General features: G+C 45.1%; 10 protein-coding genes. 3 read left to right on the top strand and 7 right to left on the bottom strand.

Annotated features, from left to right (window positions below; all coding sequences use genetic code 11):
* Positions 1–17: 17 nt before the first annotated feature.
* The 4 genes from DFR28_RS08485 to DFR28_RS08465 all read right to left on the bottom strand — a co-directional run bounded on the left by DFR28_RS08485 (position 18) and on the right by DFR28_RS08465 (position 4,825).
* A complete protein-coding gene (locus DFR28_RS08485) occupies positions 18–1,670 on the bottom strand; it encodes a choice-of-anchor Q domain-containing protein (RefSeq protein WP_113953902.1) in 1,653 nt (550 codons plus the stop codon).
* Between the two features lie 326 nt (positions 1,671–1,996).
* On the bottom strand, positions 1,997–2,869 hold the full coding sequence (locus tag DFR28_RS08475; protein ID WP_170132031.1) for a radical SAM/SPASM domain-containing protein: 873 nt from the start codon (positions 2,867–2,869) through the stop codon (positions 1,997–1,999).
* 160 nt (positions 2,870–3,029) lie between these two features.
* Positions 3,030–3,752 carry a 2OG-Fe(II) oxygenase gene (locus tag DFR28_RS08470; protein WP_113953899.1) on the bottom strand — a complete coding sequence of 241 codons (723 nt, stop codon included), beginning with the start codon at positions 3,750–3,752 and terminating at the stop codon, positions 3,030–3,032.
* A 2-nt stretch (positions 3,753–3,754) separates the two neighbouring features.
* Positions 3,755–4,825 (bottom strand): hypothetical protein, encoded by a 1,071-nt coding sequence (locus tag DFR28_RS08465; protein ID WP_113953898.1) that lies wholly within the window; start codon positions 4,823–4,825, stop codon positions 3,755–3,757.
* 438 nt (positions 4,826–5,263) lie between these two features.
* Between DFR28_RS08465 and DFR28_RS08460 the strand changes: the two genes are divergently transcribed.
* Positions 5,264–6,856: an ABC-F family ATPase gene (locus DFR28_RS08460; protein ID WP_113953897.1), complete on the top strand. Its 1,593-nt coding sequence runs from the start codon at positions 5,264–5,266 to the stop codon at positions 6,854–6,856.
* 149 nt (positions 6,857–7,005) lie between these two features.
* Here the strand turns inward: DFR28_RS08460 and DFR28_RS08455 are convergent, their stop codons facing one another.
* Positions 7,006–7,566, bottom strand: a complete 561-nt coding sequence (locus DFR28_RS08455; protein ID WP_113953896.1) for a hypothetical protein — start codon at positions 7,564–7,566, stop codon at positions 7,006–7,008.
* 287 nt (positions 7,567–7,853) lie between these two features.
* On the opposite strand from DFR28_RS08455, the gene DFR28_RS08450 reads away from it, so the two are divergent.
* On the top strand, positions 7,854–8,843 hold the full coding sequence (locus DFR28_RS08450) for a hypothetical protein (RefSeq protein ID WP_113953895.1): 990 nt from the start codon (positions 7,854–7,856) through the stop codon (positions 8,841–8,843).
* Between the two features lie 70 nt (positions 8,844–8,913).
* Here DFR28_RS08450 and DFR28_RS08445 read toward each other — a convergent pair whose 3' ends face one another.
* The gene (locus tag DFR28_RS08445; protein ID WP_113953894.1) at positions 8,914–9,303 is read right to left on the bottom strand and encodes a VOC family protein; all 390 of its coding nucleotides are present in this window, start codon (positions 9,301–9,303) and stop codon (positions 8,914–8,916) included.
* 520 nt (positions 9,304–9,823) lie between these two features.
* The gene (locus tag DFR28_RS08440) at positions 9,824–11,977 is read right to left on the bottom strand and encodes a right-handed parallel beta-helix repeat-containing protein (RefSeq protein WP_113953893.1); all 2,154 of its coding nucleotides are present in this window, start codon (positions 11,975–11,977) and stop codon (positions 9,824–9,826) included.
* Positions 11,978–12,360: 383 nt separating this feature from the next.
* On the opposite strand from DFR28_RS08440, the gene DFR28_RS08435 reads away from it, so the two are divergent.
* Positions 12,361–12,549, top strand: coding sequence for a hypothetical protein (locus DFR28_RS08435; protein WP_147250965.1), 189 nt, complete (start codon positions 12,361–12,363; stop codon positions 12,547–12,549).
* Positions 12,550–12,639 lie beyond the last annotated feature (90 nt).

Here is a 12,639-nt window from a genome sequence, read left to right as displayed (position 1 = left end):
TTTTTACATATAGACGACTATTTCGTTACTGTGTTGCGGCCTACATTAACGCTCCTTTCTATATATTCATACGCGCCAACGTCACACACTAGAGTTGAGAGGCTGAATGGAGAGCGCGCGCTACGGTTTTCTCCACGTTGATCGAAGCGTTTGCGAGATGATGGGCGTATCACGCTGGGGCAATTGTTTGTACTTGCGTTGATTGCATTACTACCCTTTAGTAATGCGTAGGTTAGGGTAGGGCCGCCATTTGCGGCGAGTCGTGTATCTATACCATTTACGCTCCCAAGGCTAAATGGCTCTGCTGAACCGAGCACGCTGAGGTTAGCGCTCGGTGACGGTTCACAGCTGTCGTCGTTAGTGAAGTTATGTTCCCCGACGATCACCTGTTGCCCACCAGAAAATACGCATTCGACTCCGTTACTGTTATGCACGATCGAGTTGAAAAGCTGTAGCTCTCCGAGAAACAGAGTGTTTGAGGTTAGGTACAATGTTGGGTTGATCGAGAAGGCGAATACTGCGGCGCCGTTTTGATCAAGGACTCTATTTGCAATAAAGCTGACATTTGCAAAGTGATGACTCTGTGACTCAACAATATTGTTTCGATATAGTTCAACAGCGCCCCCAGTAATAGATGCGGTATTCATTGAAAATGTTGAATCTTCGCTTAGCACGGACATATTAACTGACGCTAGTGCGCCGCCGTTTGCGGCGCGATTTTTGTGAAACAACGAACGCTCAATATTTAGCGCTACCAAGGCAGGATCGCCCAAGGACGATAAATTCCCAAAAAATATCGCGCCCCCTTTTGTGCCTGCGTAGTTGTTAATAAATGCTGTTTCACTGATCGTATAGCTCGAGAGATCGTTATGACTTGAACGCGGCGCATAGAGGGCAATGGCGCCACCTTCCTTAAGCGAGCGATTTGAGTCAAACGTATTATTTGTGCTGGTAAACTGTATTGAGTTTGGGTTAAAGGCCGATTGAGCCATCCAGATAGCCCCACCGATGCCGGCATTATCGGGCCCGACTAGTTCTATATGGCTACTATTTTTTTGGAAAATTGAAGAGTCTATCGACAACCTATCACAGCTGACACACGCGATTGCACCGCCAAATCCCTGAGCGAGCAGTAAGCTGGGCGCTTCAATTAAATGGTTATCACTGAACGTTGAATTTTTGATCGACAGCGATCGAGGTATCGAAGGGTCGCCGTCCAAATGTATTGCGCCCCCAGCTGCCACTCCAATATTATTTTGAAATGTTACCGCGTCGATGTTGAGTGCCACATTTCTTGCGCAAATCGAGCCACCTTGACCTTGGACTGAGCACACTCCCGGAGAGCCAACACCATTTTTCAGAGTCAGGTTTTGAATGGTTGTTTTCGAACCAGCAGAGGTAAAGTTGAAATGTCGCCCGAGACCGTCCGCATCGATAATGGTGCCGTCTCGGCTCTGACCTGTAATAGTTATATCGTCGGCGAAGATGTTTAGATTGAACTCATTGTAGGTACCGTCATGCACATACACGGTATCATTTGGCTCTGCATTCAACAGTGCATCGGAAATTGAGTTGTACTGACAGGCACTACAGACCTCTAAAGTTGCTGATGTTGCCGGGACTGTTGAGCAAATAAGAATTACAAATGAGAATAGGATAAATTGACGCATAGACCAACTCCAAGTACGACGCTAGTTGAATAAAAATATTATCAAAAAGAATTTGTCTGCTTTTCCAAGTGACCTGCTTTTTAAGCAATGTGGAAATAGGCGAATGAGCCTAAAGCCTAAGTAGCTTAAGCTGGTAATTGACTGCTTGGACAAAATTTCAGTATCGTTATTGAACAATGGGTAAGTGCCAGGCACAACTAGCCAAATGGCCATCTTGGGTTTAGGTTAGAGTGTCCAGCACGCGGTAAAAAAAGCGTCGCACCGTTAGTCATTAACCAAGAAATGGCATGCGAGACTAACTATCGTGCAGGTCGACCTAAGTTGGTTTAATTAAAACGCTCAATGTACTGGCAACGCTGGCACAGTTTTTCGACTAGCTGCTTTTGTTTAAAACCTTTGACGATATCTTGCGCTCGACGTGACCCTAAAATATCTAGAATGGATGCGTCTTGCACTTTACCTAAAGGTATTGCTGCTTCTTTGTCGAGGCAGCAGGGCACAACAGTACCGTCAACGAGTACGCCAAAATGCGATGATAAGCCATAACATTTTCCGCTAGTGCCAAGCACAGGGAGATCTAAGCTGGGCCAAATGAACTCTGTGTCAAAATGTAGGTAGAGTCGATTCTTGATATTAATGCTTTTGCGTTTGCGTACATCGAGCTCGCTTGGTGCGTTAAAATCAAAGCGCTGGCATATCCGCTCTAACATCTCAGTGTTTGGGGTTTGACTGCCAAGCGGATCATTGAGGTTCCACAAACGGAAATTCAAATACAGGTCGGGTCGTTCGATGAGCGCGCGTTCGGTGAACGCAAAGATTCGTTCCAGATAGTTGCTTGGGTCTTTGTCCGGGAAATTATCGAAAAAGCTGTGTAGCGAAAAATTGATTTGGTAAAAACGCCGATGCAACATTAGAGTGTATTTTTCGGGGCGCAGCAAAACTCCGTTGGTGACTAAAAATAGGTTCGCGTCATATTCGTCGCATATCTCTATCATTGCCTCAAGCTTAGGATGGACTAAGGGGTCGCCCATTAAGTGAAGGCATACAAGTTCGGTTAGGGGCGCCACCTGTTTTACGATATCGCGAAATAGATCCAGGTCCATCATCTTGTTGTCACGAATAACGGCTGGGCAGAAGCTGCATTGCAGATTGCAAATATTGCTTATCTCGATATGAACTTTGTGGAATCGCTTTGCCATGCGCGCGAGCATGCCTCTGACCTTTTAAACAGTCAAGCCGATTGTGTCACTCGAGCCCGGTATGCAGCTAAAATGCGTTATCGTAGCGGTCTTTGTTGCAACGCTGAAAAGAACAACGCACTCTGGGATGTAGCTTTAGGTTGTTTCGGAAAGGTAGCCGCTAGCTTTGGTGGGATCGGAACCAGCCGGTTAGGGCGTATCTTTCCTCTGTTGCAAAAGGGCTGACTACCGTCACTGCGTGTTTCTGTGGAACTGTGAAAATGTTCAATGCATTGAACTTGGGAAACCATGTCTCGGCTTGATCGTTTTTATCTGGAAAAACTAAGCCACCGCCCCAATCAAATTTCCATTTTGGTGTCAGGTTTAGTACGAAGGCAGCCAGACGGTTTTTGCCGGCGACATTATCGTCGTGCTCAGTTAAAAAATGCCCTTTGGAGTAACGTGTCGCCTGTACGTCTGCGAAGTCGATCTGCTCAAAACCGGTTACTTGGCGTGCTAGTGTGAGTAGTTCATCGCTATTGAAAAACTCATAGATCGAGTTGAAAAAGTGTCCTGGTAATAGATTCTGCTGATAAATATCGTAGATTGGAACCGACGCATACCGATATTGAAAGCTATCCGACGCTTGTGCATAAATAAGCTCGTCGAGCTGCTCTCTTTGTTTTTGTGTCCAATTTTGCACAGCGGTGTAATCCATGTCTTGGTGCTGGCCATCCAAATTCCACGCAAGGTTCCACTGCGTTTGTGATTTCAGTGCATCATAGATATGTTGCGCACTCTCTGATTCCAAAAAATCAACTATTTGTACGCGAGAGCTGCGTTGATAGGTCTGGCTGATTTGCTGCAAGCTGTTGAGCTTGGCCATTTTTATCATTGTGCTCATGCTTAGAAGAAGTCCGAAGGGATAAGGTTTTTTTCCGCCCAAGTAAAAGTGCGCGAAAATGTGTCGCCATAAACCGCGAGAACCTGCTGATCTACGTGTTGTGCGTCTTGGGTATTATAGTTTCTTTGAGTGATCTTGGCATGCTGCGAAAACGTGTTATTGATTGAATGATTCAGTTGCTCCATGGTGAAATTGAGGTCGAGTGTAGTCGCGGCTAGTTCTAAGCAAGTGGCCGGATTTTTCTGTAGGTCTTGGTAGCTGCACTCTGCGTGAGTTTTCAAATGGCTGTTGGCTTTTGCCCGCTCAAATGCTTTGCATTGAATGGCATGCAGAATAAGCGATAAGCGGGCAAACATTTCTACGGTAGTGAGTTTTTGCGATTCTACGTTGGCTACTATTTTTGTAAATTCTGGAAAAGCCGTTAGAAGGTGCTTTAGAACGGAGTAGGTGAATTGGATCCGTTCACCGCCGCCACGAAATACCGATATCAGAAAATCGATCGGTGATGTACTTAAGAACAACGCCCGAGAGAAACCGCCATCTTCGATTAACTGCGGTAACATTGAGTTGGCCCAGTTAGATGGCTTGATTACTACTGACTCACCAGGCGACCATTGCTTATTCAGTTGCGATAAGACGAACCCGACTAATGTTTGCCATTGCACTTTATTGCGAAACCAATCGATGTTCGCCGCTTTGATCTCAGCCAGCTCCAACAGAATTTGAGGTTCTTTATAGCCGATTGCGGTGCCGGGTTTATCGAGCGCGCGCGCGACTAATGTCGAACCGCAAAATGACATATGAAAAATGAACCGATTCACATGAGAGGGCACTATTGATTTGTTGTACCACTCCAAAGAGTCTTTAATAGGCAGTATGTAAGATTTATCGGTGTGCGAAAGGGGTGTGCGGCCGTCAAGAAACGAATTGGAATTAAGCGTTTCACGATTTGTGTGTATAAACTCAAATGACTGGTTTTGCAGATCTATTCGATGTAAGAAATAGGCAGGAGATTCAAGGATCGAGTGCCAGGATTCTTCGGCGGCAAAAAGCGCAACAGCGTGCTCTGTCATTAGTACTACTCTCTTAGGCATTAAGTTTTTGTTTGAGTTAGCGGCTTTGCTTACTCATGGCGCATTTCTTTTGTGTTTTAGAAGCGCCGACTATGGTTTAGATGCAGAAGAAGGTTTTTTAGTTTCAGAATATTTCGATTATGAAATTAAGTTAATGTTGGTGGCGAAAACATGAATCGGCGTTAGTCATTATTCAGCGTTGCGTAAGTAGCGTAATCATCGTGGTTTTTGCCATAGGTTCGACTTGAACCAGCCGTCATCAATCACGAATTGTTCGGTTTAATCCGCGTGGCAATGCCTTATTGCGGCTAACAATGTAAGTGCATGCAGGGCAAGCGCAGGTCATAATTGCGATTTGCGCCTGCGATGCCATATACTCAAAAACAATAAGTCTGTAGACTCCGCAGCCTTATTTCTTATCCCCTTCCGGACTCTGTTTTGATCTCCACTGCAAACATCACTATGCAATTTGGCGCCGAGCCATTATTTGAAAATATATCGGCTAAATTCGACAAAGGTAACCGGTATGGATTAATCGGCGCGAATGGCTGTGGTAAGTCAACGTTGATGAAAATCATGAGCGGTGAATTAGAGCCTAGCTCTGGTAACGTATCGATTACGCCTGGCGATAAACTCGGGACCTTGAGTCAAGATCAATTTGCTTTTGAGCAATATAGTGTCATTGATGCGGTGATCATGGGGGACAAGGAGTTGTGGAAAGTTAAAGCAGAGCGCGATCGTATCTACAGCTTGCCAGAAATGTCTGAAGCTGATGGTATGAAGGTGGGTAATCTTGAAGCCGAGTTTGCCGAGATGGATGGTTATAGCGCAGAGAGTCGAGCGGGAGATATTTTACTGAACGCGGGCATTGAGGAGTCATTACATTTTGGTCTAATGAGTGAGGTTGCTCCGGGCCGCAAATTGCGAGTGCTGTTGGCCCAAGCGTTATTCGCTAACCCAGACATTCTGCTACTCGATGAACCGACTAATAACCTCGATATCGATACAATTAACTGGTTAAGTATTGAACTAAATAAGCGTACTTGCACGATGGTTATTATCTCGCACGATAGGCACTTTCTGAACTCTGTGTGTACGCATATGGCCGATATCGACTACGGGGAACTGCGCATTTATCCGGGTAATTATGAGTACTTCCAAGCTGCATCAAGCCTAATCCGCGAGCAGCTGTTAGCGGGTAATACACGTAAAAGTGCTGAAATTGAAGAATTACAGGACTTTGTTAATCGCTTTGGTGCGAATGCCTCCAAGGCCAAACAAGCAAGTTCACGCGCTAAAAAACTCGACAAAATTAAGCTAGACGAAGTTAAGTCTTCGAGTCGAATGACTCCGAAACTTAAATTTAAGCAGCATAAAAAATTGCATCGTAATGCCTTAGTGTTAGAAACACTCTCGCATGGGTTTAATGGCGATACCTTATTCACCAGCAATGATTTTTTCCTTGAAGCCGGATCGCGGCTAGCTATATTAGGTGAGAATGGTTCAGGTAAAACCACGTTTCTTAAGTGTCTTATGGATCAACTTAAACCGAATAGCGGTAGTTATAAGTGGTCTGAAAATGCGGTCATCGGATATTGTCCACAAGACAATACCCGTGACTTTGATAATGACATGACTTTGTTTGATTGGATGATGCAATGGCGCACACCTAAACACGATGATCTTAAGGTTCGAGGCTTGTTAGGGAATTTGCTGTTTACTGAAGACGACTTCAACAAGAAAGCTAAGGTCTGCTCTGGTGGTGAAAAGAATCGCTTGTTGTTTGGTAAGCTAATGATGCAAGACAGCAATGTGTTAATTCTGGATGAGCCGACTAATCATATGGACATGGAAGCAATCGAAGCGCTAAATAATGCGCTAAAAGTGTATGAAGGCACCCTGATCTTTGTTAGCCATGACCGAGAGTTTGTTTCCACACTCGCTGATCGCATCGTTGAAATCAAAGACAAAAATATGATCGTTTATGACGGAACCTATGACGAATATCAAGCCAGCAAATCTAGGGTTTAAGATCACTAGGTGATTCGATCAAGCTTAAAGCGTATTGCTGCTGCACAAATTATAGACCTATATGGGCCGCGGCCCCATAGCCAGAATGATACGTGGGGCGCAGTAATTGTTTAGAATATGCTAATGCGGTTTAGGTATATGCCTTTAGTTTATTCAGTGCTGGCTCCATACGTTTTAGCAAAATAGATAGCCGACAAATACACTTGATCAAAACGCACATCGCCACCACCGTTGCCTTTCTGACCGGTTAGGTAATAAGTTATAGGGCCGGCCTCGTCAATCTCCAATATCTTCTGTACCGTAACAATGCGTCGATACAGTCCTGTCGGGGCGTTTGCGTCAACACTCTCGATCCATGCAACCCCGGTGGCGACATTGCCTTGAGATTCTTGAAGGTTAAAGTAGGCCAGAGTGTCGAATCCTCCTGATACATGGAAGATGAGTACGGTAAAAGTAGCCATAACTTGGGCATAACCCGCAGCTGGTGCGTTTAGCTGCACTTCGTCGAGTGTTGTGGTGTTTGTCTCTAGGGCGGTATTCGAAAAATTTAGACTCTGTGCAACGCCGGGCTCATGAATAGTTTTGGATTCACTGCCTAACGGTATCACCACAACTTTCGGCGCTTGAGACTGTGCCAAAACGGTATTGTGTTGTACTGAAATAAGTAGCGCGAAAGAAGCCATAAGTAGTTGCGGAAAATATTTTCTCATACGAAATTGCCTGTTTGATTGGGTTTGGAATAAGGGCATGAAGTACTTTGTTTGACGGCAATTTACGCTACTCAATCGGCTAAGCGCAACGGGCAGAATGGCCACTTAGCGAGTCGGCGCTTGGTAATATTATAGGAATTTAGTGTTTGATCCTTGTCGGTTTGTTTTTCGTGACTGAACTCACAATAGGTATATTCTGCAGGTTGAAGAATCGTAAATCAGCGCTATCACTAATTGTTGTGTAGAATGCCATCGATCTATAATTATCAAATACTTAAGTGCTATAAATGAGAGCGTCTGCGATAATAAAACCACTTCTATTTCCACTATTGTTTACTGCAATTTTGTCGGCTCAGGCTTCCACTATTCCACCAGTCATTGACCTGGTGCTGAATAGCGATACCACCGCTGAGCCAACCGATCCGGTTACGCCACCGGTCCCAACTCCATCAGATAAACCAGGGCCGCAAAATACTGGGCCGACGAATGAAAGCCTGCTGGTGGCTAGCGGTAGTGTGAGGGTGCGTGCGAATTGGGCTGGTGGTGGTGCTGGTACGGTTGAAGACCCATTTATCGTCGAAAATCTAGACATCGCTGGATCACTTAAAATTGAAGCGCCTAATGTCATCGTTCGAAATTTTCGAGTGTCAGCAGATGGTTTGTATTTATTGCAAACTAACTATGATGGGGTAGAAAATGTCCTGATTGAGGATGGTGAAATTAAAGGTGGGCGAAACAATACCAGTGCCCCGGTGATTGTCCGAAACGGCGTAACTTTGCGTCGATTAGAAATTCACGAAAGTGGTGGTGATGGGGTTAAGGTACAGGGCAGTAATTTTACTATGGAAAACTGTTGGGTATATGATTTAGGCGCAAAGAGCGGAGCGCATGCTGATGGTGTGCAAGGTACCATTACTTCCGGCCGTTGGGAAAATCACGTTTATCGCAATAACTTTTTTGATATGGCGGTAAATGAACTGGTAGATCCCTATAAATCCAATGCTACAATTTTTCTACACCAACACGACGATGCTCCCGATAGCGGTATCGATGGAATCGTTATCGAGAATAATTGGCTGATCGGTGGTAATTGGAGTTTGCCTATTGGCGAAGGCATGACTGATATTGTAGTGCGCGATAATAAATTTGGCCGTATTAACGCGGATGAAAATGACGATAAAGAAGTTAGATTCGGCCATATTCTAATTAATAGTAGCGACAAGATTGTTTCAGGAAATACCTTCGAACACAGTGGTGGGTTAATTCCTGGTCAGTAAGTGTTGATATTCCTGGGAAGGTTTGAAAGCCGAATCTGTTAATTACTCAGATTCGGCTTGCAGCCAAGGTTTACCCCTCAACGATGCAAAAAGCATTCAGTTTATTACCGTCTAAGTCTCGGAAGTATCCAGCATAAAAGCCACTCGTCGCGTCGGTCGGTCGAAAGCCGGGTTGTCCTTCGTCTGTTGCGCCCAGCTCCATTGCCTTGTTGTATAGCGCATCCACTTTTTCTGGGGAGTCCATTACCAAGGCGACCATCGTGCCGTTACCGACGCTAGCCGCTTCTTTGTTGAACGGAACCGATACCGCCACGGAGGGTTGGTCCGGCGCTGCTGCCCAAGCAACGAAATAATTTTCCTCTTCCATGAAGCGCTTAATTCCTAACGAACCGAATAAGCTATCGTAAAATCCAACCGCTCGTGGAAAGTCGTTAGTGCCCAGTGTTACGTAACCAATCATGATGCTTAGCCTCTTTGTGTGATTATTGAAGGCTGTATGTTTATACAGTGCTTGTCGTATGTCAATCTTTATTGTCAAAATGTTCTTGACTGGCTAGTCTCCAAATTTTCGATGTTAGGTGAACCGGTAATTAGCGTGGGAGGTTATTGGGCTAGAGTAAAGAGAAGGGGAATACGGACGACATTTGACGTACCAAATTAGTTTGCTCTTAGGGATATATTATTCGTAGGTACTAATTGATTTGATCTAGCAAATGTTCGGTTGCATTGCTACATGAGCATCGCGTTTTAAGACTGACCTAGTCGCATCGCAGCTGGGTCAGCCTTTGGTTCCTTGCCGTCAAATTATGATGGGTTGATGTCTACGAATGGGCAGTTATACGGGCTGTCATATAGCGAATTCGGTGAAAGTGGAAACTCGATAGACTAACGACGCCGTGAAAATGCACAGGCGCCGTTAGTTGGTGATGGAAATTTGCTTAGCGATAAATTTAGAATTTTTCGCTAAGCGACAGCGGTGGTTAATCTAGTCCGGTATTATTTTCCAAGGTGACGGTCGACCCGTTGATGAATTTGTTTTCAATATTGTCACCGATTCGACTGTTCTTAATTACCACGCCCTGCGAATTCGACGAGTAGATCTGCCCAGCGAAGACCGATGATTTAAAAATAGCTTTGTCGATCGTGAGTTGCGGCTCCGGCCCGAATGGTAATCCGGCATTGAATCGATCCATATCTAGAGGACGATAACCAATATCAGTACTGCCTTTTTCAGTTCCGTCATCAAAATATTGCGGGCTGCCAGCGACGTTATATTCGATATTTTCGATAACCACATTTTTCATTTTTGGCGCAGCGAAGAAATGGTAGCCAGTGCTAGATCGAGTTGCTTGGCCTTGGTCATTGTAGAGCTTCTTTCTACTGTAGATGGTGTTGTCGTACAGGTGAATGTTCTCACCTTGCTTTTCGAAAGTAAAACCAGTTAATGAATCCTTGATGTAATTGTGGTGAACCTCAAGATTGTTGCCGCGTAAAATCATGCCAGCGTCATAGCCGACGATCGTGTTGCCGGATATCTCAAAATCGTGCACTAACTGTGTGTCGACTCCTTGAACTTTCTTGATCACTGAGTTAACCGAAATTGCGCGGTTGGCTAGCACATAGGGGTTTGTTTCAGCGTCGCCACGCATGAAGGTGTTATTGGTGATCCAAACTTGATCCGCTGCTTGAGTGGCATTAATTCCATCGGTAAAGTAGTTCCGATCAATGTATACATGATCTGTGGAAAACAGAACCAAATCGGTGGTGTTGCCGGTAAATGTGTTTCTACTTAGGTGTACATCACTAATTCGTTCGTACTGTATCAAAGTGCCATCCGCTGCGCGCCCCCTAAAGGATTCTAAGTCGATTCCAGAGCGAGGCAGGGTGCCCGCGGTATTCGGAGTAGCGAAAAAATACGGATTAGTACCCGTTTCAGAGATCACGCCATTATCGATAAACAAGGGAATCTTTTGGCCGTTCTGGTCTAATTCAAAAGCGCAGCCACGGCCGCCAACCGGATCCTTAGTCACTTCACCGGGCGCCAAGGCTCTTTTGTATTGGCGTTGTGGTATTTGCTCTCCATGGCCAGCGTTGCTGAAGGTGTTTTCAGTTAATATAATTGTGCGACCATCAGTCAAGCTTATATTATTTCGGCGAGACCGATTGATAGTCGATTTATTAATAGTGACTCTAAAGTTTTCACGGTTGTTGCCTTGTAACTCGCCAGATGCCGCGCGTAGACCAGTTCCAAGAGCTGATATTCCATCGCCCGTTGATTTGTCCATAATCACATTGTCTATTAGACTGTCGTGTGCACCGTACAGGGCAATGAGTGCTCCATATTCATGTGTTGTTCGTCGCAGCCCGTCTACGTCTTCGACGCAAGCATAATCGTGTTCGAATCGGTCACCAATCAGATTGCCACCGCTAATCGTAACGTTACTCTCATTCACTATTGCGAGTAATCTGTCGGCCGGGTTATTGGATGGTTGTACCCGCAGCATGGTGGTTTTACTCATCATGAAGTGGAAGTTTGACGGCATCAAGATGGCATTTTCCAAAGCGCCTTCTTTACTGTAATAAATGTGACGACCATTTAAACCGCCACGTCCGTAAAAGTAAGCGTCAAGTGTGCCGATTTTCAAGGTTGTGCCGCCCAAGCTATGAACTTTTTGAATAGCTTCATTCATGCCCTCGGTGTTTTGTGTGGCGCGTAAATCAGTGACTTCACCTTCAACCACATCCCAGCGTGAAGTAACGAATTCGACCATCGGGTTGCTTAGTTGGACTGTTCCAGTAATATTTAAGTAGGCGTTTAGCAACTCGCCATCAATCGAGCCACCATTAAAGTTAATGCTGCCATTGGTGAGCGAACCATCGGCAAATTTCAAGGTGACGTTAGACGGCAAGTCTATCGTTTCACCGTTTAGATTTAGGTGTTCCTCGATCAATACGCATTGGTTTTCTGTAACGCTGGATAACTCGGTTATGCAAGGCGAGTCAGCGAGCAGCATATAGGTAACGATCGGCACGATTCGGTTGATTTGGTTTTCTACTGAAATGGATTGCGCCTGTACTAAATGACTGCATGATGCGGTGATGCAGATCAGGCTAATAAGTTTATTTAGGTTCATGGGATAGAGTAGGGGGTATCTTGTTGTTTGCTTCAGCAATGAAGCGAATGGTGAGTATGCAACTTGTCTGAAAGCCGGTTAGCAAGCTGGTGTTATTGCTTATAGGGTAACGGCCGAAACCGCAAGGCTGAATAGTTGTCAACTAGTCTGCAGCCGTGCTTAATCGATTCCGTGGGGCGCGTATGGTAAGCTCAATAAATAAATTAGTCAAATAGACTATATGTAAGCGATTGATCTTTTTGGTTATTCTCTTTTTAATTTTGTCGGATTCTGCTGGGTTTAGTTAACGCCGATCACGATTGAGCGTGTTGCTACCAGTTCGATGCCGGTAGGCTAATGAAAGCACTAAGTCGAAATTAGCATGGCCGGGGGCGATGTTAATTATGCTTCAGACGTGTAGTCCAGCCACATTGCGGTTTGATATCGATGTGGCTGGCGTACGCCGTGATGTGCTTAAAGGTCATTCAAATATTAATTGTACGGCCTGCCGTTATATGCAGATAGGCGCCAATTTTCCATTACTCGCTATTGTCGGAAAGCAAGGGCGTCGTTTTCAGGTGGCGCTAGATTGAATGCGGTGGTCTGGCTTGCTTGTCACATGAGTGTTGCTACCTATACTCGGCAAGGGGTAGCGATCTTTAATTGCTGTTTGTTTATGTTCT

This window comes from Arenicella xantha, from assembly GCF_003315245.1.
In the GTDB taxonomy this organism is placed as follows: domain Bacteria; phylum Pseudomonadota; class Gammaproteobacteria; order Arenicellales; family Arenicellaceae; genus Arenicella; species Arenicella xantha.
Note: the sequence above shows the minus strand (reverse complement) of the source record. Positions and strands in the feature narration are given on the sequence as shown.

Excerpts from the sequence above, each read along its gene's own strand:
- DFR28_RS08435 (WP_147250965.1), top strand. The coding sequence starts at position 12,361 with ATGCTTCAGACGTGTAGTCCAGCCACATTGCGGTTTGATATCGATGTG.
- DFR28_RS08465 (WP_113953898.1), bottom strand. The coding sequence starts at position 4,825 with ATGACAGAGCACGCTGTTGCGCTTTTTGCCGCCGAAGAATCCTGGCAC.
- DFR28_RS08485 (WP_113953902.1), bottom strand. The coding sequence starts at position 1,670 with ATGCGTCAATTTATCCTATTCTCATTTGTAATTCTTATTTGCTCAACA.
- DFR28_RS08440 (WP_113953893.1), bottom strand. The coding sequence starts at position 11,977 with ATGAACCTAAATAAACTTATTAGCCTGATCTGCATCACCGCATCATGC.
- DFR28_RS08450 (WP_113953895.1), top strand. The coding sequence starts at position 7,854 with ATGAGAGCGTCTGCGATAATAAAACCACTTCTATTTCCACTATTGTTT.
- DFR28_RS08470 (WP_113953899.1), bottom strand. The coding sequence starts at position 3,752 with ATGAGCACAATGATAAAAATGGCCAAGCTCAACAGCTTGCAGCAAATC.
- DFR28_RS08445 (WP_113953894.1), bottom strand. The coding sequence starts at position 9,303 with ATGATTGGTTACGTAACACTGGGCACTAACGACTTTCCACGAGCGGTT.
- DFR28_RS08475 (WP_170132031.1), bottom strand. The coding sequence starts at position 2,869 with ATGGCAAAGCGATTCCACAAAGTTCATATCGAGATAAGCAATATTTGC.
- DFR28_RS08455 (WP_113953896.1), bottom strand. The coding sequence starts at position 7,566 with ATGAGAAAATATTTTCCGCAACTACTTATGGCTTCTTTCGCGCTACTT.